Origin of the sequence: Microbacterium sp. AG238, assembly GCF_003610405.1 — a bacterium.
Classification (GTDB): domain Bacteria; phylum Actinomycetota; class Actinomycetes; order Actinomycetales; family Microbacteriaceae; genus Microbacterium.
Map to the genome: position 1 here is coordinate 2,404,482 of NZ_RAQC01000001.1, position 23,047 is coordinate 2,427,528.

General features: G+C 67.9%; 33 protein-coding genes. All 33 read left to right on the top strand.

Annotated elements, in window-relative coordinates; all coding sequences use genetic code 11:
- The first annotated feature begins 98 nt into the window (after nt 1-98).
- The 33 genes from DEU36_RS11285 to map all read left to right on the top strand — a co-directional run bounded on the left by DEU36_RS11285 (nt 99) and on the right by map (nt 23,038).
- Nucleotides 99-1,199 carry an ABC transporter gene (locus DEU36_RS11285; RefSeq protein WP_120264227.1) on the top strand — a complete coding sequence of 367 codons (1,101 nt, stop codon included), beginning with the start codon at nt 99-101 and terminating at the stop codon, nt 1,197-1,199.
- Entirely contained in the window at nt 1,199-1,672 is a 474-nt protein-coding gene (locus DEU36_RS11290) for a hypothetical protein (RefSeq protein WP_120264228.1), read from the top strand. Before DEU36_RS11285 ends, DEU36_RS11290 begins: the two co-directional genes overlap by 1 nt.
- A 45-nt stretch (nt 1,673-1,717) precedes the next feature.
- A complete protein-coding gene (locus tag DEU36_RS11295; RefSeq protein WP_120264229.1) occupies nt 1,718-2,380 on the top strand; it encodes a spermidine/putrescine ABC transporter substrate-binding protein in 663 nt (220 codons plus the stop codon).
- A 40-nt stretch (nt 2,381-2,420) separates the two neighbouring features.
- Nucleotides 2,421-4,067 carry an FHA domain-containing protein gene (locus DEU36_RS11300; RefSeq protein WP_120264230.1) on the top strand — a complete coding sequence of 549 codons (1,647 nt, stop codon included), beginning with the start codon at nt 2,421-2,423 and terminating at the stop codon, nt 4,065-4,067.
- A gap of 261 nt (nt 4,068-4,328) precedes the next feature.
- Nucleotides 4,329-4,697 carry a 30S ribosomal protein S12 gene (gene rpsL / locus DEU36_RS11305; protein WP_018187369.1) on the top strand — a complete coding sequence of 123 codons (369 nt, stop codon included), beginning with the start codon at nt 4,329-4,331 and terminating at the stop codon, nt 4,695-4,697.
- Nucleotides 4,698-4,702: 5 nt separating this feature from the next.
- Nucleotides 4,703-5,173 carry a 30S ribosomal protein S7 gene (rpsG, locus tag DEU36_RS11310; RefSeq protein WP_023954027.1) on the top strand — a complete coding sequence of 157 codons (471 nt, stop codon included), beginning with the start codon at nt 4,703-4,705 and terminating at the stop codon, nt 5,171-5,173.
- A gap of 69 nt (nt 5,174-5,242) precedes the next feature.
- Nucleotides 5,243-7,357: an elongation factor G gene (gene fusA, locus DEU36_RS11315; protein ID WP_120264231.1), complete on the top strand. Its 2,115-nt coding sequence runs from the start codon at nt 5,243-5,245 to the stop codon at nt 7,355-7,357.
- Between the two features lie 144 nt (nt 7,358-7,501).
- Nucleotides 7,502-8,695 carry an elongation factor Tu gene (tuf, locus tag DEU36_RS11320; protein ID WP_023954029.1) on the top strand — a complete coding sequence of 398 codons (1,194 nt, stop codon included), beginning with the start codon at nt 7,502-7,504 and terminating at the stop codon, nt 8,693-8,695.
- A 129-nt stretch (nt 8,696-8,824) separates the two neighbouring features.
- On the top strand, nt 8,825-9,040 hold the full coding sequence (locus DEU36_RS11325) for an Rv0909 family putative TA system antitoxin (RefSeq protein WP_120264232.1): 216 nt from the start codon (nt 8,825-8,827) through the stop codon (nt 9,038-9,040).
- A gap of 179 nt (nt 9,041-9,219) precedes the next feature.
- Nucleotides 9,220-10,176, top strand: a complete 957-nt coding sequence (locus DEU36_RS11330; protein ID WP_120264233.1) for a type IV toxin-antitoxin system AbiEi family antitoxin domain-containing protein — start codon at nt 9,220-9,222, stop codon at nt 10,174-10,176.
- A 507-nt stretch (nt 10,177-10,683) separates the two neighbouring features.
- A complete protein-coding gene (gene rpsJ, locus DEU36_RS11335) occupies nt 10,684-10,992 on the top strand; it encodes a 30S ribosomal protein S10 (RefSeq protein ID WP_017201594.1) in 309 nt (102 codons plus the stop codon).
- Nucleotides 10,993-11,000: 8 nt separating this feature from the next.
- Nucleotides 11,001-11,660 carry a 50S ribosomal protein L3 gene (gene rplC / locus DEU36_RS11340; RefSeq protein ID WP_023954036.1) on the top strand — a complete coding sequence of 220 codons (660 nt, stop codon included), beginning with the start codon at nt 11,001-11,003 and terminating at the stop codon, nt 11,658-11,660.
- A 2-nt stretch (nt 11,661-11,662) separates the two neighbouring features.
- A complete protein-coding gene (gene rplD / locus DEU36_RS11345) occupies nt 11,663-12,325 on the top strand; it encodes a 50S ribosomal protein L4 (protein ID WP_120264234.1) in 663 nt (220 codons plus the stop codon).
- Entirely contained in the window at nt 12,322-12,621 is a 300-nt protein-coding gene (gene rplW, locus DEU36_RS11350; protein WP_023954040.1) for a 50S ribosomal protein L23, read from the top strand. Before rplD ends, rplW begins: the two co-directional genes overlap by 4 nt.
- Before the next feature lie 24 nt (nt 12,622-12,645).
- Nucleotides 12,646-13,485 carry a 50S ribosomal protein L2 gene (gene rplB / locus DEU36_RS11355; RefSeq protein ID WP_023954042.1) on the top strand — a complete coding sequence of 280 codons (840 nt, stop codon included), beginning with the start codon at nt 12,646-12,648 and terminating at the stop codon, nt 13,483-13,485.
- 12 nt (nt 13,486-13,497) lie between these two features.
- A complete protein-coding gene (gene rpsS, locus DEU36_RS11360) occupies nt 13,498-13,779 on the top strand; it encodes a 30S ribosomal protein S19 (protein ID WP_023954043.1) in 282 nt (93 codons plus the stop codon).
- Between the two features lie 38 nt (nt 13,780-13,817).
- A complete protein-coding gene (rplV, locus tag DEU36_RS11365; RefSeq protein WP_036304774.1) occupies nt 13,818-14,216 on the top strand; it encodes a 50S ribosomal protein L22 in 399 nt (132 codons plus the stop codon).
- Complete coding sequence (gene rpsC, locus DEU36_RS11370) at nt 14,216-14,974, top strand: 30S ribosomal protein S3 (RefSeq protein WP_023954045.1); 759 nt, start codon at nt 14,216-14,218, stop codon at nt 14,972-14,974. The genes rplV and rpsC overlap by 1 nt, the downstream gene beginning before the upstream one ends.
- Entirely contained in the window at nt 14,974-15,393 is a 420-nt protein-coding gene (rplP, locus tag DEU36_RS11375) for a 50S ribosomal protein L16 (protein ID WP_023954047.1), read from the top strand. Before rpsC ends, rplP begins: the two co-directional genes overlap by 1 nt.
- Nucleotides 15,393-15,701 carry a 50S ribosomal protein L29 gene (gene rpmC, locus DEU36_RS11380; RefSeq protein WP_023954048.1) on the top strand — a complete coding sequence of 103 codons (309 nt, stop codon included), beginning with the start codon at nt 15,393-15,395 and terminating at the stop codon, nt 15,699-15,701. Before rplP ends, rpmC begins: the two co-directional genes overlap by 1 nt.
- Nucleotides 15,701-16,033, top strand: coding sequence for a 30S ribosomal protein S17 (gene rpsQ, locus DEU36_RS11385; protein ID WP_120264235.1), 333 nt, complete (start codon nt 15,701-15,703; stop codon nt 16,031-16,033). Before rpmC ends, rpsQ begins: the two co-directional genes overlap by 1 nt.
- A 4-nt stretch (nt 16,034-16,037) precedes the next feature.
- Nucleotides 16,038-16,406 (top strand): 50S ribosomal protein L14, encoded by a 369-nt coding sequence (rplN, locus tag DEU36_RS11390; RefSeq protein ID WP_091500775.1) that lies wholly within the window; start codon nt 16,038-16,040, stop codon nt 16,404-16,406.
- Nucleotides 16,407-16,408: 2 nt separating this feature from the next.
- Nucleotides 16,409-16,768 carry a 50S ribosomal protein L24 gene (gene rplX / locus DEU36_RS11395; RefSeq protein WP_120264236.1) on the top strand — a complete coding sequence of 120 codons (360 nt, stop codon included), beginning with the start codon at nt 16,409-16,411 and terminating at the stop codon, nt 16,766-16,768.
- A 2-nt stretch (nt 16,769-16,770) separates the two neighbouring features.
- On the top strand, nt 16,771-17,361 hold the full coding sequence (gene rplE / locus DEU36_RS11400) for a 50S ribosomal protein L5 (RefSeq protein WP_120264237.1): 591 nt from the start codon (nt 16,771-16,773) through the stop codon (nt 17,359-17,361).
- Nucleotides 17,362-17,494: 133 nt separating this feature from the next.
- Nucleotides 17,495-17,893 (top strand): 30S ribosomal protein S8, encoded by a 399-nt coding sequence (gene rpsH, locus DEU36_RS11405; protein WP_120264238.1) that lies wholly within the window; start codon nt 17,495-17,497, stop codon nt 17,891-17,893.
- Between the two features lie 4 nt (nt 17,894-17,897).
- Nucleotides 17,898-18,434, top strand: a complete 537-nt coding sequence (rplF, locus tag DEU36_RS11410) for a 50S ribosomal protein L6 (protein ID WP_064955469.1) — start codon at nt 17,898-17,900, stop codon at nt 18,432-18,434.
- Between the two features lie 2 nt (nt 18,435-18,436).
- The gene (rplR, locus tag DEU36_RS11415) at nt 18,437-18,796 is read left to right on the top strand and encodes a 50S ribosomal protein L18 (RefSeq protein ID WP_120264239.1); all 360 of its coding nucleotides are present in this window, start codon (nt 18,437-18,439) and stop codon (nt 18,794-18,796) included.
- A complete protein-coding gene (rpsE, locus tag DEU36_RS11420; RefSeq protein WP_370877338.1) occupies nt 18,793-19,491 on the top strand; it encodes a 30S ribosomal protein S5 in 699 nt (232 codons plus the stop codon). The genes rplR and rpsE overlap by 4 nt, the downstream gene beginning before the upstream one ends.
- Nucleotides 19,491-19,676 (top strand): 50S ribosomal protein L30, encoded by a 186-nt coding sequence (rpmD, locus tag DEU36_RS16140; protein WP_023954062.1) that lies wholly within the window; start codon nt 19,491-19,493, stop codon nt 19,674-19,676. The genes rpsE and rpmD overlap by 1 nt, the downstream gene beginning before the upstream one ends.
- Nucleotides 19,676-20,167: a 50S ribosomal protein L15 gene (rplO, locus tag DEU36_RS11425; protein ID WP_183045353.1), complete on the top strand. Its 492-nt coding sequence runs from the start codon at nt 19,676-19,678 to the stop codon at nt 20,165-20,167. The genes rpmD and rplO overlap by 1 nt, the downstream gene beginning before the upstream one ends.
- Before the next feature lie 131 nt (nt 20,168-20,298).
- On the top strand, nt 20,299-21,624 hold the full coding sequence (gene secY / locus DEU36_RS11430) for a preprotein translocase subunit SecY (RefSeq protein WP_120264240.1): 1,326 nt from the start codon (nt 20,299-20,301) through the stop codon (nt 21,622-21,624).
- Nucleotides 21,621-22,208: an adenylate kinase gene (locus DEU36_RS11435; RefSeq protein WP_120264241.1), complete on the top strand. Its 588-nt coding sequence runs from the start codon at nt 21,621-21,623 to the stop codon at nt 22,206-22,208. The genes secY and DEU36_RS11435 overlap by 4 nt, the downstream gene beginning before the upstream one ends.
- Nucleotides 22,205-23,038, top strand: coding sequence for a type I methionyl aminopeptidase (map, locus tag DEU36_RS11440; protein WP_183045354.1), 834 nt, complete (start codon nt 22,205-22,207; stop codon nt 23,036-23,038). Before DEU36_RS11435 ends, map begins: the two co-directional genes overlap by 4 nt.
- The last annotated feature ends 9 nt before the right edge of the window (nt 23,039-23,047 follow it).

The following is a 23,047-nucleotide window of genomic DNA, read 5'->3' on the forward strand; positions in this document are numbered from 1 at the left end:
GTGCGCAGACACGTCGGCACGCCTGCGCGGCGCGCCCCCGTCGCCGGGATATCCTCGCCTCTGCGGCGGCACCGGCCACCGCGTGAGGAGCACATCGCATGAGCGACCCCAAGTACGGCGAGCCGGTCGACGAGCCGCAGCCGGTGGACGACGTCGTGGGCAGTGCCCGGGCAGGGCTCGCCGACGCCGAGGCGTCGCGCGGTGCGGTCTCGGTCGACGACTGGGACGCCGCATACTCTGGCTCCGGCAACCTCCCGGAGCGGTCCGCGACCGCTGACGACACGGAGCGCCCCGCGTCCGACGGCACGACCGCTGCGGCGGATGCCGCCCGGATCGATGCCGCTTCGCACGACGAGCGCACCGACACCGTCGGCTCGTCCGCGACCTCCGACAGCTGGAACTCGCCCAGCGAGTGGGACTCCCCGCGCGACGCGGACACCGCGACCACCGGAGACCCGGATGCCGCGGCATCAAACACCGCTGCTGCCTCCGGCACCGCTGCCGCCGCCGGCGCAGCCGCCACGAGCGATACCGCGACGCGCGCCTACCGTGCCGACGAGGCCGATCGGGCGAGCACGGTGAGCGCGAGCGAGCCCGTCGCCGAGACCCCGGCGACCGCCGCGCCGAGCCCGCAGCCCATCTTCGTGCAGGCGCCCGAGGCGCCCACCCCGCGTGGCAACCGCGGTGCGGCCGGCGCCATCGGTCTCCTGGCCGCCATCGCCTTCGCGCTGATCTACCTGGGTGCGGCGCTGGGGATCGATGCCGTGCGCGGTGAGGTCACGACCGCCAACATCGCCGACCAGGCTCTGGCAGCCGCCACCTCGTGGTGGTTCTGGGTACCCGTCGCGGTGTTCTTCCTGGCGTTCTGGATCCTGGGCGCGTTCATCAATCGCGGACGGTGGGGTCTCTGGGTCCTCCTCGGCCTGCTGGTGGGTCTCGCGTCCTACGCGGGTCACATCGCCGGACAGCTCTTCCAGGCCCCGTTCTGGACGATCGCGCCCAGCCAGGCGCTCACGATCGTCGGCGAGCAGGCATTCGCGCCCCTAGCGCTGGTGGCTCTGGTCGCCGGTCGCGAGCTGACGATCTGGTTCGGCGCCTGGGTCGCCGCCCGCGGTCGCCGCGTCACCGAGATCAACGCCGAGGCGCAGCGCGAGTACGAGCGCACCCTCGAGGCGGGGCCGCAACTGCACCGCTACTGATGTCCACCCCCTCCGGCGGAATGCGCCCCGGGCTCGCCACCGCTTTCGCGGTCGTGGGCTTCGGGGCGCTCGCCATCTGCGGCCTCGGCATCCTGAGCCTCGCGACGGGGCAGGATGTCGTCGCCGTCCGTGGCCTCGGACCGGTCCCCGGCGCTGTCGGGTTCGCCGGTGCGGTCGTCGCGGTCGCAGCGGTCCTCGCCAGCACGCTGCGCGCGGCACGGCCGTCGTATGCGATCGCGGCCCTGACGGGGGTCGTGTCGCTGTTGGGATACCTCGTCGGGCTCGTCGGATCGGCCCTGTTCGTGGGGGTCGACGCGGCCCGCGCCCTCGCGGCGGCCGGCGGCTTCGCGGTGTCGTGGTTCGGCGTGCTCCTCGTCGTCGCCGCGGCGATAGCGGGGTGGTCGGCGGTCGCCCTGGTGCGCACGCGGGCGACGCCGCCGAGGTGGGCCTGGGAACGCGACGAGGACGAATGATGCGAAATCCCCGCGCCACCGGCCAGGATCGGCGACAATAGGCCCGTGGAGCGGTCGCTCGAGACCCAGGTCAGCCAGGCGGTGGATGCCTGGCTGCGTTGGCTGCCGCGCTGGCAGCCGGCAACGCACCGCGGTCGGGTCGCTCCCTGTCGGCGGTGCATCGGCTCGCCCGTCCTGTCGGCGGTCGGTCTCGGGGCCGACGTTCCCCACGGGGTGCAGCACGGACTGTCCACGCGCATGAAGTCCATCGTGGATGCCGCCGTCGCGGAGTACACCTCGCGCAACCTGCCGATGCTGCAGGCCGAGCTCGATCAGCAGGCCGCGCGCAACCGGGCACGCAGCTATCGTCCGGCAGAGGGCCTCGAGCCCGAGTTCGAAGGTCTGCCGCTCGACCCCGATCCGGTGGCCGGAGCGCCGTTCCTCTTCACGATCTCGGGGCTGGCTCAGGAATCCGACCAGGCGGTGCCCGATCTCCCGCCGCTCAGCAGCGAGGCCAAGGCGGCCCTGCGTCAAGAGGTGGGTCTCGCCGACGACTACGCGAACATGATCGGGCGCGAGGTGTGCGCGGTGCTCCTGCGCCACCGACTGCGCGTTCAGGCGGCCGTGGCGCAGCATGTGGAACCGCAGATCGAGGCGATGCTCGCCGAGCTCACCCGGTCACTCGACGCTCCCTTCGAACCGGGCCCCGATCGCGGCGGCGCGGTGTGACGACGGTGGTCGAGCGCCGCTGGCCCTATCGTGGGATGCGATGACCACCTCCGCCAACGAATCGCTCCTCATCCTCCTCGTCGTGCTCTCGACGGTGCTGGGTGCGGTCTTGTACGTCTGGACAGCGCTCGCGCTGGCCGGCCTGTTCCGCAAGACCGACGAGGAGCCGTGGCAGGGGTGGGTGCCCGTGCTGAACATCGCCGTGGTGCTGCGCATCGCCGGGTTCAGCCCGTGGCTCGTGCTCATCGGCCTCTTCCCCGTGGCCGGTCCCCTCGTGGTCTACGTGCTGCTGGTGATCTCTGCGAACCGCATCGGACGGGGCTTCGGCGTCGGGCCGGGCATGACGGTGCTCGCCGCTCTGCTCTTCGTCGTGTGGGCGAGCATCCTGGGACTCGGGCCCGCCCGTTGGCGCCAGGAGCGTACGGCCGACGTCGCGCCGCCGCCCTGGGTCTTCACCCCGCCGCTGTCCGAGACGGACCCGGACGACGCGCAGGCACGGTCGCCTCGCGCTCCGGAGCCCGCGGCGCCGCCCACTCTCGCCACCCCGACGCTGTCCGCACGGCACTTCAGCCCCGAGCCGCTCGCCGCCAGCGGCGAAGCGGTCGCCGAACGCGAGGAGACGCCGACCGGCCTGCAGCCGTCGCCGTGGGCACCGCCGTCGCCCTTCGCCCCCGCCGCCGTTCCGGAGCCCGCCGCCGACCTCTCGACGCCTACGACCGCACCGGCTGCCGCGGTCGTACCGTTCGCGGGCGATGCTGCTGCTGTCGAGCCCGAGCCCGAGCCCGAGCCCGAGCGCGATTCGCCGGTCGCGTCCACCGAGGGCGCCCCAGTCGACGAGCCGCAGCCCGACCGCAGGCCCGCGTTCTCCGAGCCGGCACCGCGGGAGGCGCGCGAGCCGATCCTCCGCGAGCCGGCGCCGGCGGCTGAGACTCGCCCGGAGCCCGCCGACGTCGCGTCGGAAAGCTCAGACGCTGACGACGACGGCTCGGACGACGCCCGCTGGCCGTCGGAGATCGACGACGTCTCGGCGATCTCGCCGTCGCCGTTCCCGTCGCGCGCGGCATCCGACCGCCCCGGGGTGGTGCCCTCGTTCGCCGATCCCGACGCCGCCTCCGGTCTCGGCGCGGGACGCCGGACGTGGGATGCCGTTCCCGCCACGCCGATCGCCCGCCGCGCATTCGCGCGGACCCCCGATGAGTTCCCCGAGCTGTCCGACGAGGTCTCCGCTGTCGCGAGCGCTCCCGCGGCCGGCGCACCGCGGACGGCGGAGGCGGCGGTGCCCGCACAGCTCCGCCGGGCAGAGGGACCCGACGACGGCGACATCGACCACACCGTGGTCGTGGCGCGCCGCCGGGTCTACTGGCAGCTGGTGCTGCCCGACGGAGAGATCGCGCCGCTGACCGGCGACGTCGCCATCGTCGGCCGTCAGCCCGCGCCCGACCCGGAATATCCCCGTGCCCAGCTCGTCGCCATCGAGGACAGCACGCGCACGGTGTCCAAGACGCACGCGCGACTGGAGCTGCGGTCGGGGCTGTGGCACATCACCGACCTCCATTCGACGAACGGCGTCGTCCTCACCAACTTCCTCGGAACCGAGATCGAGCTCGAGCCCGGATCCGACGCTCCGGCGGGCGAGCGTTTCCTTCTGGGCGACGCGGAACTGCGTATCGAGCGGCCCGGAGCCTGAGACCGATACCACCGGCATCCGTCGGCGTTTGCCCGCCTCGCCGCAGAGGCGTATCATTGATCGGGTGTGCGCTCGTGCGCGCCCTGCGTCGTGCCTCGGTCCGATGGTCAGGTCGAGGCGGAGCACGCGAATCGGGATCGTCCTGCGAACAGGACGCCCCCACGGCATATCCACCCTTCGAAAACGCAGCATTCGTGACGCGCCGGTGGATCTGTGGTGAAACCACGACGCTGTCACCGTGCAGCACTACAAGGAGAGAACGTGCCAACCATTCAGCAGTTGGTTCGCAAGGGTCGCTCGCCGAAGGTCACCAAGACCAAGGCGCCCGCTCTGAAGGCGAACCCCCAGCAGGCGGGTGTCTGCACCCGCGTGTACACGACCACGCCCAAGAAGCCGAACTCGGCCATGCGCAAGGTCGCACGTGTCAAGCTCCGCAACGGCACCGAGGTCACCGCCTACATCCCCGGCGAGGGCCACAACCTGCAGGAGCACTCGCTCGTGCTCGTCCGCGGTGGTCGTGTGAAGGACCTCCCCGGTGTCCGTTACAAGATCGTCCGCGGTGCGCTCGACACCCAGGCCGTCAAGAACCGTAAGCAGGCTCGCAGCCGCTACGGCGCGAAGAAGGGTTGAGTTAGATGCCTCGTAAGGGACCCGCGCCCCGCCGCGTCGTCGTCAACGACCCGGTCTACGGCGCTCCGATCGTCACGCAGCTCGTCAACAAGATCCTCGTCGACGGCAAGAAGTCCATCGCCGAGTCGATCGTCTACACCGCGCTCAAGGGTGTCGAGGCCAAGAACGGCCAGGACGCCGTCGCGACGCTGAAGAAGGCGCTCGACAACGTCCGTCCGACCCTCGAGGTCAAGAGCCGCCGCGTCGGTGGCTCGACCTACCAGGTGCCCGTCGAGGTCAAGCCGCACCGCGCGAACACGCTCGCGCTGCGCTGGCTCGTCTCGTACGCCAAGGGCCGTCGTGAGAAGACGATGACCGAGCGCCTGCAGAACGAGATCCTCGACGCCTCGAACGGCCTCGGTGCCGCGGTCAAGCGCCGCGAAGACACCCACAAGATGGCCGAGTCGAACCGCGCCTTCGCGCACTACCGCTGGTAAACAGCTTCTCGGTGCCGGCCGGGGGAACCTCCCCGGCCGGCGCTCCCGACCAAACGTAAGGAACAGCCCGTGGCACAAGAAGTGCTCACCGACCTCAACAAGGTCCGCAATATCGGCATCATGGCGCACATCGATGCCGGCAAGACGACGACGACCGAGCGCATCCTGTTCTACACGGGCGTCAACCACAAGCTCGGCGAGACGCACGACGGCGCCTCGACCACCGACTGGATGGAGCAGGAGAAGGAGCGCGGCATCACGATCACGTCTGCCGCCGTGACCTGCTTCTGGAACAAGAACCAGATCAACATCATCGACACCCCCGGCCACGTCGACTTCACGGTCGAGGTCGAGCGTTCGCTGCGCGTCCTCGACGGCGCGGTGGCGGTCTTCGACGGCAAGGAGGGCGTCGAGCCCCAGTCCGAGACCGTCTGGCGTCAGGCCGACAAGTACGACGTCCCCCGCATCTGCTTCGTCAACAAGATGGACAAGCTGGGCGCCGACTTCTACTTCACCGTCGACACCATCGTCAGCCGCCTGGGTGCCAAGCCGCTCGTGCTGCAGCTCCCGATCGGCGCCGAGAACGACTTCGTGGGCGTCATCGACCTCGTCGAGATGCGCGCGCTGGTCTGGCCCGGCGACGCCAAGGGTGACGTGACCATGGGCGCGAAGTACGAGATCCAGGAGATCCCGGCCGACCTCGCCGACAAGGCCGCCGAGTACCGCCAGCGGCTCCTCGAGACCGTCGCCGAGTCCGACGACGCGCTGCTCGAGAAGTTCTTCGGCGGTGAAGAGCTGACCGTCGCCGAGATCAAGGGCGCGATCCGCAAGCTCACCGTCGCGGGCGACCTGTACCCCGTGCTCTGCGGCTCGGCGTTCAAGAACCGCGGTGTGCAGCCCATGCTCGACGCGGTCGTCGACTTCCTCCCCTCGCCCCTCGACGTGCCCGCCATCGAGGCGCACGACCCGAAGGACGAAGAGAAGATCATCGAGCGTCACCCCGACGCCAACGACCCGTTCGCGGCGCTGGCGTTCAAGGTCGCCGTGCACCCGTTCTTCGGTCGCCTCACCTACGTCCGCGTGTACTCGGGTCACCTCGACTCGGGCGCGCAGGTCATCAACTCGACCAAGGGCAAGAAGGAGCGCATCGGGAAGATCTTCCAGATGCACGCCAACAAGGAGAACCCGGTCGACTCGCTCACCGCGGGCAACATCTACGCCGTCATCGGCCTGAAGGACACCACCACCGGTGACACCCTGGCCGACCCGGCGGAGCCCGTCGTCCTCGAGTCGATGACGTTCCCCGAGCCCGTCATCGAGGTCGCGATCGAGCCGAAGACCAAGGCCGACCAGGAGAAGCTGGGTGTCGCCATCCAGAAGCTCGCCGAAGAGGACCCGACGTTCCGCACCGAGCTCAACCCCGAGACGGGTCAGACCGTCATCAAGGGCATGGGCGAGCTGCACCTCGACATCCTCGTCGACCGCATGAAGCGCGAGTTCCGCGTCGAGGCGAACGTCGGCAAGCCGCAGGTCGCGTACCGCGAGACGATCAAGAAGGCCGTCGAGCGTCACGACTACACCCACAAGAAGCAGACCGGTGGTTCGGGTCAGTTCGCGAAGATCCAGTTCGCGATCGAGCCGCTCGAGGTCACGGCCGACAAGACGTACGAGTTCGAGAACAAGGTCACCGGTGGCCGTATCCCGCGCGAGTACATCGAGCCGACCAACCAGGGCTTCCAGGACGCGATGAACGTCGGCGTGCTCGCCGGCTACCCCATCGTGGGTGTCAAGGCGATCCTGCTCGACGGCGCGTCGCACGACGTCGACTCGTCCGAGATGGCGTTCAAGATCGCCGGTTCGATGGGCTTCAAGGAGGCGCTGCGGAAGGCCAACCCGGTCATCCTCGAGCCTCTGATGGCCGTCGAGGTGCGTACGCCCGAGGAGTACATGGGCGACGTCATCGGCGACCTGAACTCCCGTCGTGGCCAGATCCAGTCGATGGAGGACGGCTCGGGCATCAAGATCGTCCGCGCTCTCGTCCCCCTGTCGGAGATGTTCGGCTACATCGGTGACCTGCGCTCGAAGACCTCGGGCCGCGCGGTCTACTCGATGGAGTTCGACAGCTACTCCGAGGTCCCCCGCGCGGTGGCCGACGAGATCGTCCAGAAGAACAAGGGCGAGTAAGCCCTCGGGATGCCGGGGGCCCACGCTCCCGGCATCCACTCAAACTGAATATCGACCTCTCTACTAGAGTGAAAACATCCCCGTAGAGAACCGGTCGCAATCCAGCGCCCGGAGATCTACAACGACAGTCCTGAGGAGGACCCAGTGGCTAAGGCCAAGTTCGAGCGGACCAAGCCGCACGTCAACATCGGAACCATCGGTCACGTCGACCACGGCAAGACGACGCTCACCGCGGCGATCTCGAAGGTGCTCGCTGACAAGTACCCGTCGGCCACCAACGTGCAGCGTGACTTCGCGTCCATCGACTCGGCGCCCGAAGAGCGTCAGCGTGGTATCACGATCAACATCTCGCACGTCGAGTACGAGACCCCCAAGCGTCACTACGCTCACGTCGACGCCCCGGGTCACGCTGACTACATCAAGAACATGATCACCGGTGCCGCTCAGATGGATGGCGCGATCCTCGTGGTCGCCGCCACCGACGGCCCGATGGCTCAGACCCGCGAGCACGTCCTGCTCGCCAAGCAGGTCGGCGTGCCGTACCTGCTGGTCGCGCTCAACAAGTCCGACATGGTCGACGACGAGGAGATCCTGGAGCTCGTCGAGCTCGAGGTTCGCGAGCTGCTGTCGTCGCAGGACTTCGACGGTGACAACGCTCCCGTCGTCCGCGTCTCGGGCCTGAAGGCTCTCGAGGGCGACGAGAAGTGGGTCAACGCCATCGTCGAGCTCATGGACGCCGTCGACGAGTCGATCCCCGACCCGGTGCGTGACAAGGACAAGCCGTTCCTCATGCCCGTCGAGGACGTCTTCACGATCACCGGTCGTGGAACCGTCGTCACCGGTCGCGCCGAGCGTGGCACCCTCGCCATCAACTCCGAGGTCGAGATCGTCGGCATCCGCCCGACGCAGAAGACCACGGTCACGGGTATCGAGATGTTCCACAAGCAGCTCGACGAGGCCTGGGCCGGCGAGAACTGTGGTCTGCTCCTTCGCGGCACCAAGCGTGACGACGTCGAGCGTGGCCAGGTCGTCGTGAAGCCGGGTTCGGTTACCCCGCACACCAACTTCGAGGGCACTGCCTACATCCTCTCGAAGGAGGAGGGTGGCCGTCACAACCCCTTCTACACGAACTACCGCCCGCAGTTCTACTTCCGCACCACGGACGTCACCGGCGTCATCTCGCTGCCCGAGGGCACCGAGATGGTCATGCCCGGTGACACCACCGACATGTCGGTCGAGCTCATCCAGCCGATCGCCATGGAAGAGGGCCTCGGCTTCGCGATCCGTGAGGGTGGCCGCACCGTCGGCGCCGGCACGGTGACCAAGATCATCAAGTAAGTCTCTCGACTTCCTTCGCGGAACCCCTCGGACCTTCGGGTCCGGGGGGTTCCGTCGTTTCGCAAGCTGTTGACGCCGGCCCGGCGGCGCGCTGTCATGGCTTCAACCGTTCGACGAAAGGACCGTGCCATGGGCGTGGATGACATCATCAACAAGGGCAAGCAGATGTTCGAGCAGAACCGCGACAAGATCGAGGAGGCCCTCAAGAGCGAGAAGGCCGAAGAGGTCAGCGACAAGTTCCTCCAGGGCGCGGCGGATGCTGTGAAGAAGGTCGTCCCGGAGCAGCAGCACGCGAAGATCGACGAGGTGCGCGAGAACGTCGACAAGAACATCGGCAACCAGTAGGCCAAGCGCCGAGAACGCACCGCCGCCGCGAGGGCGCACCGTAGATGGTGCGTGGTCGCGTCGACGGTGCGTTTTCGCGTTCCTGCGGGGATTCCTCCCCAGTGGTGCAGGGCGCGGGGCTGTGCACGGGGGATGAGGCGGGGGAGGAGCGGGGCTGCGGGGGCGGGCACCGTGGGGGAATGACCGAGCACGACGACCTGATCCTCCGGCGCGATGCGCGACGTCGGGGCGAGGCGTCCACCCTCGATCGTGCCGTCGCCGACGGAGAGCTCGTGCGCGTGCGGCGGGGGGTCTACGTTGCGGCATCCCGGTGGGCGGCTGCACGGCCGGAGGAGCGGATGCTGCTGCGAGCGCACGCTCTCGCCGCGGTCGCCACTCGCGAGCCGGTCTTCTCGCACGCGACAGCCGCCGCGCTGCATGGGCTGCCGGTCCACCGCGGCGACGACGCTCGCGTGCACACTCTCGAGCTCGGCCCGGCGCCGGCTCCGAGTCGCAGCGACGTCGTGCGGCATCGGCACGAGGTCATCGCTTCCGACATCACGTCCGTCGATGCGCTGCAGGCGACGAACATCGCCCGCACGTTGTTCGATGTGCTCTGCGCCGAGAGGGCCGAGACCGCGACAGCGGCGATGGATGCGGCGCTGCGAGCGGTGGCGTGGCAGGGCCGGGGCGTCTACGACCGGGCTGCCGCCGCGGCGCTGGTCGCCGACGTGGCCGGTCGCATCGAGCGGGCTCCCGGTGCCCGCGGCATCCGTCGCGCGCGCTTCGTGGTCTCGATCGCCGACGGCCGCGCGCAGCTGCCGGGTGAGAGCATCAGTCGGCTGTGGATGCAGCAGCTCGGCGCCACGGAGCCGACGCTCCAGCATCCGGTGGCTCTCGGCGGCGGGCGGTGGGCGTTCCTCGATTTCGCGTGGCCCCGGCTGCGGAGGTTCGGCGAGTTCGACGGCGACGGCAAGTACGTCGATCCCGCGTTCACGGCGGGCCGGTCGCCTCGTGACGTGCTGCGCGAGCAGCGCGATCGCGAGAGTCGCATCGTCGCGGCGACCGGCTGGACTCCGATCCGGTGGGGGTGGGAGCGACTCGCCTCACGCCCGACGTTCGCCGCATTCCTCCGCGCCCACGCCCTCCTGCGCTGACCCACCCACCCACCCACCCCCCAACCCACCCCCAACCCATCCCGCCGAACGCGCACCATCGCCGCGAGGGTGCACCATAGAAGGTGCGCGGTCGCGGCGGCGGTACGTGTTCGGCGGCCCGCGGCGGCCGCGCCCGGCGTCACACGGATCTCGCGACACGCCCGGGTTTGCGACACGCCCGGGCGGCACGTAGACTATCCAGGTTCCACATTCCGACGGGTGCCCAGCATCCCGGATCACTGTCACGACAGTGCATAGGCGGCGCGAAGCGCAGAGTCCTAGGCCACGGGCAGATGAACATCGAACCCCACACCGACCTGGAGACAGGATGCGCGCCTGCGCGCACGGTGCGGAACCGCGGGGAGACTCGCGGGTTTGACATCAGAACAGTGGTGCAGCATCACCGCCCCGGCGGTGAGAAGTGCCCGGCGCAGACCGCGCCACCGGGCGTCCAATGCGCTCGCGACCAGCGAGACGTAAGACGCGATAAAGAGAGTGAGCAGACAAATGGCGGGACAGAAGATCCGCATTCGCCTGAAGTCGTACGACCACGAGGTCATCGACACCTCGGCACGCAAGATCGTCGACACCGTGACCCGTGCGGGCGCGACTGTCGTCGGACCCGTGCCGCTGCCGACCGAGAAGAACGTCGTGTGCGTCATCCGGTCGCCCCACAAGTACAAGGACAGCCGCGAGCACTTCGAGATGCGCACCCACAAGCGTCTGATCGACATCGTCGACCCGACGCCGAAGGCTGTCGACTCGCTCATGCGACTCGACCTCCCGGCCGACGTCAACATCGAGATCAAGCTCTGAGGTTCGACATGGCTGACATCAACTCCAAGGTTTCCAAGGGCCTCCTCGGCACCAAGCTCGGCATGACCCAGGTCTGGAACGAGCAGGGCAAGCTCGTCCCCGTCACGGTCATCGAGATCGCGCCGAACGTGGTCACCCAGGTCCGTACGCCCGAGAAGGACGGCTACTCGGCCGTTCAGATCGCTGCCGGCCAGATCGACCCCCGCAAGGTCAACAAGCCCCTCACGGCCCACTTCGAGGCCGCCGGCGTGACCCCCCGTCGCCACCTCACCGAGGTGCGCACGGCGGATGCCGCTGACTACTCACTCGGTCAGGAGCTCACCGCCGGTGACACGTTCGAGGCCGGCCAGCTGGTCGACGTCGTCGGCACCAGCAAGGGCAAAGGCACCGCGGGTGTCATGAAGCGCCACAACTTCAAGGGCGTCTCGGCCTCGCACGGTGCGCACCGCAACCACCGCAAGCCCGGTTCCATCGGTGCCTCGTCGACGCCCAGCCGCGTCTTCAAGGGCATGCGCATGGCCGGCCGCATGGGTGGCGAGCGCGTGACCGTCCTCAACCTCACGGTGCACGCCGTCGACGCCGAGAAGGGTCTGCTGCTCGTCAAGGGCGCCGTCCCCGGTGCACGCGGCCGCATCGTCTACGTCCGCAACGCTGTGAAGGGTGCCTGATCATGGCTGACTCGACTCTCGCGCTCGACGTCCGGAGCGCTTCCGGCAAGAAGGCCGGCTCCGTGGAGCTGCCCGCCGCGCTCTTCGACGTCAAGACCAACGTTCCCCTCATCCACCAGGTCGTCGTCGCGCAGCTCGCGGCGGCTCGCCAGGGCACCCACTCGACCAAGCGTCGCGGTGAGGTCTCGGGCGCCGGCCGCAAGCCCTTCAAGCAGAAGGGCACGGGTAACGCCCGTCAGGGCTCGATCCGCGCGCCGCACATGACCGGTGGTGGCATCGTGCACGGCCCCAAGCCGCGCAACTACTCGCAGCGCACCCCCAAGAAGATGGTCGCCGCCGCACTCCTCGGAGCGCTCAGCGACCGTGCTCGCGGCCAGCGTCTGCACATCATCGACTCGTTCGGTGTCGAGGGCGCGCCCTCGACCAAGGCCGCAGCCGCCGTGCTGACCGGTCTCGGCGCCACGAAGAACGTCCTCGTGGTCATCGAGCGCGGTGACGAGATCACCGTCAAGAGCGTGCGCAACCTCGCGTACGTCCACGTGCTGACGTTCGACCAGCTCAACGCCTACGACGTGCTCGTCTCGGACGACCTCGTCTTCACCAAGGCCGCCTACGACGCGTTCGTCGCGTCCAAGGCCGGCGCCACCGAGGAGGTCTCGGCATGACCGCCGTCAACAAGGACCCGCGCGACATCATCCTGAAGCCGGTCGTCTCCGAGAAGAGCTACGGGCTCATCGACGAGGGCAAGTACACGTTCCTCGTGGACCCCCGCGCTTCGAAGACCGAGATCAAGCTCGCGATCGAGAAGATCTTCGGTGTCAAGGTCGCCGCGGTCAACACGCTCAACCGCGCGGGCAAGTCCCGTCGCACCCGCTTCGGCACCGGCAAGCGCAAGGACACCAAGCGCGCCATCGTCACCCTGAAGTCGGGCACCATCGACATCTTCACGGCAGTCGGCTGACGGTCGGGATAGAGGACAACGAACATGGCTATTCGCAAGTACAAGCCCACGACCCCGGGTCGCCGCGGTTCGTCGGTGGCCGACTTCGCCGAGATCACCCGATCGACGCCCGAGAAGTCGCTCCTCCGCCCGATCGCCAAGACCGGTGGCCGTAACAACCAGGGCCGCATCACGACCCGTCACATCGGTGGTGGCCACAAGCGCCAGTACCGCGTGATCGACTTCCGTCGCAACGACAAGGACGGCGTCAACGCCAAGGTCGCTCACATCGAGTACGACCCCAACCGCACCGCACGCATCGCGCTGCTGCACTACTTCGACGGCGAGAAGCGCTACATCATCGCCCCGAACAAGCTCCAGCAGGGCGACATCGTCGAGTCGGGTGCCGGCGCTGACATCAAGCCCGGCAACAACCTGCCGCTGCGCAACATCCCGACCGGTACGGTCATCCACGCCATCGAGCTCCGCCCCGGCGGCGGCGCGAAGATGGCTCGCTCGGCCGGCGCCAGCGTGCGTCTGGTCGCGAAGGACGGCCCCTACGCCCAGCTGCGTCTGCCCTCCGGCGAGATCCGCAACGTCGATGCGCGCTGCCGCGCGACCATCGGCGAGGTCGGCAACGCCGAGCAGTCGAACATCAACTGGGGCAAGGCCGGCCGCAAGCGCTGGAAGGGCGTTCGCCCGACGGTTCGTGGTGTCGCCATGAACCCGGTCGACCACCCGCACGGTGGTGGTGAGGGCAAGACGTCCGGTGGACGTCACCCCGTCACTCCCTGGGGCCAGGCTGAGGGTCGCACCCGCCACCCCAACAAGGAGAGCGACAAGTACATCGTCCGCCGTCGCAACGCCGGCAAGAAGCGCAAGTAGGAGTAGAGGAAGATGCCTCGCAGCCTGAAGAAGGGCCCCTTCGTCGACGAGCACCTGCTTCGCAAGGTGGTCGCGCAGAACGAAGCCGGCTCCAAGAACGTCATCAAGACCTGGTCGCGCCGTTCGATGATCATCCCGGCCATGCTCGGCCACACGATCGCCGTGCACGACGGACGCAAGCACATCCCTGTGTTCGTGTCCGAGACCATGGTCGGCCACAAGCTGGGCGAATTCGCGCCCACCCGCACCTTCCGCGGCCACGTGAAGGACGACAAGAAGGGCCGCCGCCGCTGACGCGGGGGCAGTTCCAGAGAGGACAGAGGAGGAGAGACATGGTGGAATCCACCGCGCGCGTGAAGCACATCCGCGTGACCCCTCAGAAGGCTCGTCGTGTCGTCGCGCTCATCAAGGGCAAGCAGGCTCAGGAGGCACTCGCCATCCTGAAGTTCGCCCCCCAGAGCGCCAGCGAGCCGATTTACAAGCTCGTCGCCTCGGCGGTCGCGAACGCTCGCGTCAAGGCCGACAAGGACAACGAGTTCCTGGACGATGCAGACCTGTACGTGAAGAACGCGTACGTCGACGAGGGCACGACGCTCAAGCGTTTCCAGCCCCGCGCCCAGGGTCGTGCCTTCCAGATCAAGAAGCGCACGAGCCACATCACGGTCGTGCTGTCGACGCCGGAGAACGCGGATGCCGCGGCCGCCGGTACGAGCAAGAAGGCGAGCAAGTAATGGGACAGAAAGTCAACCCGTACGGCTTCCGCCTCGGCATCACCACGGACCACGTGTCGCGTTGGTTCTCGGACTCGACCAAGCCGGGCCAGCGTTACGCCGACTACGTCGCCGAGGACATCAAGATCCGTCGTCTGCTGACCACGTCGCTCGACCGCGCCGGCGTCAGCAACATCGAGATCGAGCGCACCCGTGACCGCGTCCGCGTCGACATCCACACCGCCCGCCCGGGCATCGTGATCGGTCGCCGTGGCGCCGAGGCCGAGCGCATCCGCGCCGACCTCGAGAAGCTCACCGGCAAGCAGATCCAGCTCAACATCCTCGAGGTCAAGAACCCCGAGGCCGACGCCCAGCTCGTCGCGCAGGGCATCGCCGAGCAGCTCTCGGCTCGTGTGGCGTTCCGCCGCGCGATGCGCAAGGGTCTGCAGGGCGCTCAGCGCGCCGGCGCCAAGGGCATCCGGATCCAGGTCTCGGGCCGCCTCGGCGGCGCGGAGATGAGCCGCTCGGAGTTCTACCGCGAGGGCCGCGTGCCCCTGCACACGCTCCGCGCGAACATCGACTACGGCTTCTACGAGGCCAAGACCACCTTCGGCCGCATCGGCGTGAAGGTCTGGATCTACAAGGGCGACCTGACGGCCAAGGAGCTCGCTCGCGAGCAGGCCAACGCGCCGAAGACCTCGCGCGGTCGCGACGACCGCGGTGACCGCCGTCGTGGTCCCCGCAACGAGGCCCCCGTGGCAGAAGGAGCGTCGGCCTGATGCTTATCCCCCGTAAGGTCAAGTACCGCAAGCAGCACCACCCCAAGCGCGATGGCCAGGCCACCGGCGGCACGAAGGTCTCCTTCGGCGAGTTCGGCATCCAGGCACTCACGCCCGCTTATGTGACCAACCGTCAGATCGAGTCCGCTCGTATCGCCATGACGCGTCACATCAAGCGTGGCGGCAAGGTGTGGATCAACGTCTACCCCGACCGTCCGCTCACCAAGAAGCCCGCCGAGACCCGCATGGGTTCGGGTAAGGGCTCGCCGGAGTGGTGGGTCGCCAACGTCAAGCCGGGTCGCGTCCTCTTCGAGGTCGCCGGAGTCAACGAGGAGCTCGCTCGCGAGGCCCTGACCCGTGCCATTCACAAGCTGCCGCTTAAGGCACGCATCATCAAGCGCGAGGAGGGCGACGCGTAATGGCTGTCGGCACCAAGACGCTCGCCCCGAGCGAGCTCGACACGTTCGAAGACCAGCGCCTCGTCGAGGAGCTGCGCAAGGCCAAGGAAGAGCTGTTCAACCTGCGCTTCCAGTCGGCCACCGGCCAGCTCGAGAGCCACGGCCGCATCCGTGCGGTCAAGCGCGACATCGCGCGGCTCTACACGGTGATCCGCGAGCGCGAGCTCGGCATCCGTGCCACGCCCGTCGCGGAGGCGCCGAAGGCGAAGAAGACCAAGGCCAAGAAGGCGGATGACGCCACCGAGGCCGCGAAGGAAGAGACCGAGTGATGGCTGAGAAGAAGGATGCCGCAACGGCACCCGCGGCCGCCGGCCACGAGTCGGCCGCGCACGACGTCCGCGACGAGAACGCCCGCGGTTACCGCAAGGCTCGTCGTGGCTACGTCGTGAGCGACAAGATGGACAAGACGATCGTCGTCGAGGTCGAGGACCGCGTGAAGCACCCGCTCTACGGCAAGGTCATCCGCCGCACGTCGAAGGTCAAGGCCCACGACGAGGCCAACACCGCCGGCATCGGCGACCTCGTCCTCATCAACGAGACTCGCCCGCTGAGCGCCACCAAGCGCTGGCGTCTGGTCGAGGTCCTCGAGAAGGCGAAGTGATCTCATGATTCAGACCGAATCCCGCCTCAAGGTCGCCGACAACACCGGCGCCAAGGAGCTGCTCACCATCCGTGTGCTCGGCGGCTCCGCCCGCCGGTACGCCGGACTGGGCGACATCATCGTCGCCACCGTCAAGGACGCGATCCCCGGTGGCAACGTCAAGAAGGGTGATGTCGTCAAGGCCGTCATCGTCCGCACCGTCAAGCAGACGCGCCGTTCCGACGGCTCGTACATCAAGTTCGACGAGAACGCCGCCGTCATCCTGAAGAACGACGGGGAGCCCCGCGGCACCCGCATCTTCGGACCGGTCGGTCGTGAGCTTCGCGACAAGAAGTTCATGAAGATCGTCTCGCTCGCCCCGGAGGTCATCTGATCATGGCGAACATCAAGAAGGGTGACCTGGTTCAGGTCATCACGGGCGCCAAGCCCGAGCGCGGCGGCGACCGCGGCAAGCAGGGCAAGGTCCTCGAGGTCCTCGTCGAGCAGAACCGCGTCATCGTCGAGGGCGTGAACTACGTCACCAAGCACAGCCGCGTCGGTCAGACGCAGCGTGGCACCAAGACGGGCGGCATCGAGACCTTCGAGGCCCCCATCCACATCTCGAACGTCCAGATCGTCGACCCCGAGACGAAGAAGCCGACCCGCGTCGGCCACCGCGTCGAGGAGAAGACGAAGGACGGCGTGAAGCGCACCGTCCGCGTGCGTTACGCGAAGAAGAGCGGCAAGGACCTCTGAATATGAGCAGCACCACTGCCGCGGCGGCTGGCAAGATCCAGCCCCGCCTGAAGCAGAAGTACCAGAGCGAGATCAAGAAGGCTCTGCAGGACGAGTTCGGCTACGCCAACGTCATGCAGATCCCCGGTCTCGTGAAGGTCGTCGTGAACACCGGTGTCGGCGAGGCAGCTCGCGACAGCAAGGTGATCGACGGCGCTGTGGACGACCTGACGAAGATCACGGGTCAGAAGCCGATCGTCACGAAGGCCCGTAAGTCCATCGCGCAGTTCAAGCTGCGCGAGGGCCAGGCCATCGGCGCGCACGTCACCCTCCGTGGCGACCGTGCGTGGGAGTTCATCGACCGCCTCGTGAACCTCGCGCTGCCCCGCATCCGCGACTTCCGCGGTCTGTCGCCCAAGCAGTTCGACGGTCACGGCAACTACACCTTCGGTCTGCAGGAGCAGGCGGTCTTCCACGAGATCAACCAGGACCGCATCGACCGCGTCCGCGGTTTCGACATCACGATCGTCACGACGGCGAAGACGGATGACGAGGGACGCTCGCTGCTTCGCCAGCTGGGCTTCCCCTTCACGGCGGACAACGCTCAGGCGTAATCCGGTACAATCGATCGTTCGGCCTCGGGGCATGCTCCGGGGCCGAACGACTGCACAACTGAATATGGACATTCATCGAAGGTCGCCTGTCGTGTAACGGCAGTCGAAACCTCATGATCAAAGGAAAATACCTATGACGATGACAGACCCGGTCGCAGATATGCTGACCCGTCTGCGCAACGCGAACTCGGCGCACCACGACTCCGTGTCGCTGCCGAGCTCGAAGCTCAAGACCAACATCGCCGAGATCCTCAAGCAGGAGGGCTACATCTCCAGCTGGGAGGTCTCCGATGCTCGTGTCGGCCAGACCCTCACCATGACGCTGAAGTACGGCCCCAACCGCGAGCGGTCGATCGCCGGCATCAAGCGCGTCTCCAAGCCCGGTCTCCGCGTTTACGCGAAGTCGACCGAGCTGCCCACGGTCCTCGGTGGCCTGGGCGTCGCGATTCTGTCCACCTCCTCTGGCCTCCTCACGGACCGCCAGGCCGAGTCGAAGGGCGTCGGCGGGGAAGTCCTCGCCTACGTGTGGTGATCTGATGTCGCGTATTGGACGTCTTCCCATTGACATCCCTGCCGGTGTGACCGTCGAGGTCGCCGGACAGGACGTCCTCGTCAAGGGCCCCAAGGGCGAGCTGCGACTGACCGTCGCCAAGCCCATCGAGGCCAAGGTCGAGGAGAACCAGGTTCTCGTCACCCGCCCGGATGACGAGCGCGAGTCGCGTGCCCTGCACGGCCTGACCCGCACCCTGATCAACAACAACATCATCGGCGTGACCCAGGGCTACACCAAGGGTCTCGAGGTCGTCGGCACCGGTTACCGCGTCGCTCAGAAGGGCTCGTCCGTCGAGTTCGCTCTCGGCTTCTCGCACCCCGTCACCGTCGAGGCACCCGCCGGCATCACCCTGACCGTCGAGGGCAACAACAAGCTCACGGTCAGCGGCATCGACAAGCAGGCGGTCGGCGAGACCGCGGCCAACATCCGCAAGATCCGCAAGCCCGAGCCGTACAAGGGCAAGGGTGTGCGGTACGCGGGCGAGGTCGTCCGCCGCAAGGCCGGAAAGGCTGGTAAGTAAGCATGGCTGTGAAGAGCAAGTCCGACGCGCGCGCGCGTCGTCACGCCCGCCTTCGCAAGAAGATCGTGGGCACCGAGGTCCGGCCGCGCCTGGTCGTGACCCGCTCGGCCCGCCACGTCTTCGTGCAGCTCGTCGACGACGCGAAGGGCCACACCGTGGCATCCGCGTCGACCCTCGAGGCCGACCTGCGCACGTTCGACGGTGACAAGACCGCCAAGGCCCGCAAGGTCGGCGAGCTCGTCGCCGAGCGCGCCAAGGCCGCCGGCGTCGCAGACGTCGTGTTCGACCGCGGTGGCAACCGCTACGCGGGCCGTGTCGCAGCGATCGCCGACGGCGCTCGCGAGGGAGGTCTGAACCTGTGAGCGATGCAGTGACCAACAACAACGGAGAGAACCCTGTGACCGAACAGGCTACGACCGAGCAGGCCGCAGGCACCGCTCCCGTCGAGCGCGAGGCCCGCGAGCCCCGCCGCGGCAGCCGCGAGCGCAACAACAACCGCGACCGCGGTTCGCGCGACGCCGACAAGAGCCAGTTCCTGGAGCGCGTCGTCACGATCAACCGCGTGTCGAAGGTCGTCAAGGGTGGTCGTCGCTTCAGCTTCACCGCTCTCGTCGTCGTCGGCGACGGCAACGGTCTGGTGGGCGTCGGCTACGGCAAGGCGCGTGAGGTCCCCCTCGCCATCTCGAAGGGTGTCGAAGAGGCCAAGCGCAACTTCTTCCGCGTTCCCCGCACCGGCTCGACCATCCCGCACCCCGTGCAGGGTGAGGCAGCCGCCGGCGTGGTGCTCCTGCGTCCGGCCGCGGCCGGTACCGGTGTTATCGCCGGTGGTCCCGTCCGCGCCGTGCTCGAGTGCGCCGGTATCCACGACGTCCTGTCGAAGTCGCTCGGCTCGTCGAACACGATCAACATCGTGCACGCGACCGTCGAGGCACTGAAGCAGCTCGAGGAGCCCCGTGCGGTCGCCGCACGCCGTGGCCTGGACTTCGACCAGGTCGCGCCGGCTCGTCTCGTGCGCGCTGAGGCCGAGGCGAACGCCGCACAGAAGGTAGGTGCCTGATGGCCGCTCGACTGAAGGTCACCCAGGTCAAGTCCAAGGTGAGCGAGAAGCAGAACCAGCGCGACACGCTGCGTTCGCTGGGTCTCAAGCGGATCGGCGACTCGGTCGTCCGTCCCGACGACGCGCAGACGCGCGGCTACGTCAAGACCGTCGCGCACCTCGTGAAGGTTGAGGAGATCGACTGATGGCTGAGAAGAAGGACGACAAGAAGGCGAAGGCCGAGACCACGGCCGCTCGTCCCGGTGTGCTGAAGGTGCACCACCTGCGTCCGGTCCCCGGATCCAACACCGCGAAGACCCGTGTCGGTCGCGGTGAGGGCTCGAAGGGCAAGACGGCGGGCCGCGGTACCAAGGGTACGAAGGCTCGCTACCAGGTCAAGGTGGGCTTCGAGGGTGGCCAGATGCCGCTCCACATGCGCACCCCCAAGCTGCGCGGGTTCAAGAACCCGTTCCGCGTCGAGTACCAGGTCGTGAACCTGGACAAGCTCGCGGAGCTGTACCCGCAGGGCGGCGACGTCACCATCGGCGACCTGGTCGCCAAGGGTGCCGTCCGCAAGAACGAGAAGGTCAAGGTGCTCGGCACCGGCGACATCTCGGTGGCGCTGAACGTGTCGGTCGACAAGGTCTCGGGCTCTGCCGAGCAGAAGATCGTCGCGGCCGGCGGGTCCATCAAGTAATTCGCCAGCGAGGGCCGGAGTTCGCTCCGGCCCTCGCTTCGTCGTATCCGAGGCGCGCCAGCGAACGGCCTGGGATACCCTGGTTGACGGTGTCTTCCCGAGACGCCGCCCATCCCTTGGGAGGAATCCACTTGTTCAGCGCCATTGCGCGGGTCTTCCGCACCCCGGATCTCCGGCGGAAGATCGGCTTCACCCTGGCGATCATCGCCATCTACCGCCTGGGCGCCCACGTCCCGACGCCGTTCGTCAATTTCCCGAACGTGCAGAGCTGTCTCGACCAGAGCGGAACCGCGCAGGGCCTGCTCTCGCTCGTGAACCTGTTCTCGGGCGGCGCGCTGCTGCAGCTGTCGATCTTCGCGCTCGGCGTCATGCCGTACATCACCGCGACGATCATCGTGCAGCTGCTGCGTGTGGTCATCCCGCACTTCGAGACCCTCTACAAGGAGGGCCAGTCGGGTCAGGCGAAGCTCACGCAGTACACGCGCTACCTCACCATCGCGCTGGCGCTGCTGCAGTCGACCACTCTCGTGACGGTCGCACGCTCGGGTCAGCTGATCCCCGTGACCGGTGTTCCCGAGTGCGCGCAGCTCCTGACCTCGGAGGCCTGGTACGCACAGCTCCTGATGATCATCACGATGACCGCCGGCACGGGCCTGATCATGTGGTTCGCCGAGCTCGTCACCGAGCGCGGCGTCGGCAACGGCATGTCGATCCTCATCTTCACGTCGATCGCGGCGACCTTCCCGGCCGCGCTGTGGTCGATCGCCGTCGCGCGCGGCTTCGAGATCTTCCTCCTCGTGCTCGCTGTCGGTATCGCCGTCGTCGCCCTCGTCGTCTTCGTCGAGCAGTCGCAGCGGCGCATCCCCGTCCAATACGCCAAGCGGATGGTCGGCCGACGCACCTACGGCGGGACGAACACGTACATTCCGATCAAGGTCAACATGGCCGGCGTGGTGCCCGTCATCTTCGCCTCGTCGCTGCTCTACATCCCCGCGCTGATCGCGCAGTTCAATCAGAACCCGGATGCCGACGGCAACGTGCCCGGCTGGGTGGCGTGGATCCAGCAGTACTTCACGACCGGCGACAGCCCGCTGTACATGGCGGTGTACTTCCTGCTGATCATCGGCTTCACCTACTTCTACGTCGCGATCACGTTCAACCCGGTCGACGTCGCCGACAACATGAAGAAGTACGGCGGGTTCATCCCCGGCATCCGTGCCGGTCGCCCCACCGCGGAGTACCTCGACTACGTGCTCACCCGCATCACCGCTCCCGGCTCGATCTACCTGGGGCTCATCGCCCTGCTCCCGCTGATCGCGCTCGCGACGGTCGGTGCGAACCAGAACTTCCCGTTCGGCGGCGCATCGATCCTCATCATCGTGGGTGTCGGACTCGAGACGGTGAAGCAGATCGACGCGCAGCTCCAGCAGCGCCACTACGAAGGGTTGCTGCGATGACGGCTGCACGCCTGCTGATCGTCGGGCCCCAGGGCTCGGGCAAGGGCACTCAGGGTGTCCGCATCGCCGAGGCCCTCGGCGTTCCTGCCGTGTCGACCGGCGATGTCTTCCGGGCGAACGTCAAAGAAGGCACTCCGCTCGGCCAGCAGGTCAAGGCGATCATCGACGGCGGCGACCTGGTTCCCGACGAGCTGACGAGCGCGATCGTGCGCGACCGTCTCGCCCAGGACGACGCGGCCGGCGGGTTCCTGCTCGACGGATACCCCCGCAACCTCGCCCAGGTCGCCGACCTCGACGCCTTCCTCAGCAGTCGCGGCGAGGAGCTGACCGGCGTCATCGAGCTCGTCGTCCCGCGCGAGGAGTCGATCGCGCGTCTGTCCAAGCGTGCCGCCGAACAGGGGCGCGGCGACGACAACGCGGAGTCGATCGCCAAGCGGCTGTCGATCTACGAGAACGAGACGGCGCCGATCCTCGATGTCTTCCGCGAGCGCGGCATCGTCGACCAGATCGACGGTGTCGGCTCGCTCGACGAGATCACCGAGCGCATCACCGCGGCCCTGACCGCCCGCGGCATCACGGCGTGATCGGCCGCCGCTCCATCTACAAGTCGCCCGCCCAGCTGCGGGCGATGGTCGAGCCCGGACTCATCACGGCGGCAGCGCTCCAGGCGGTGCGCGACCACGTGGCGCCCGGCGTGACGACGCTCGAGCTCGACGCGATCGCCGCGGACGTCATCCGCTCGCGCGGCGCCGAGTCGAACTTCCAGCTCGTCCGCGGCTACCGCCACACGGTGTGCGCGTCGGTCAACGAGCAGGTCGTGCACGGCATCCCGAACTCTCGTCCGCTCGAGCCCGGCGACATCCTCTCGATCGACGCCGGTGCGCAGTTCCGCGGCTGGAACGGCGACTCGGCGATCACGATCGTCATCCCCGATCCCGACCGCCCGGAGCTCGTCGCGGCCCGTGAGCGCCTGTCCGAGGTGACCGAGGAGTCGCTGTGGGCGGGCATCGCCGCCCTGGCGAACGCGAAGCGCATCGGCGAGATCGGCGACGCGATCCAGACGTCGATCGAGTCTTCGGGCGAGGGCTACGGCATCCTGCGCGACTACGTCGGGCACGGTATCGGCCGCAAGATGCACGAGGCGCCGTCGGTGTTCAACTACCGCGTTCCCGACCTCGGCCCCGAGGTCAAGCCCGGTCTCGTCCTCGCGATCGAGCCGATGGTCGTGGCCGGCTCGGAAGAGACCTTCACGGAGGACGACGACTGGACCGTCTCGACGATCGACGGCTCGGACGGCTCCCATTGGGAACATAGCGTCGCGGTGCATGATGGGGGAATCTGGGTTCTCACGGCACCGGACGGTGGCGCCGCGGGACTCGCTCCGTATGGAATCGTGCCGACGGAAATCGGCTGAGGAGAGAAG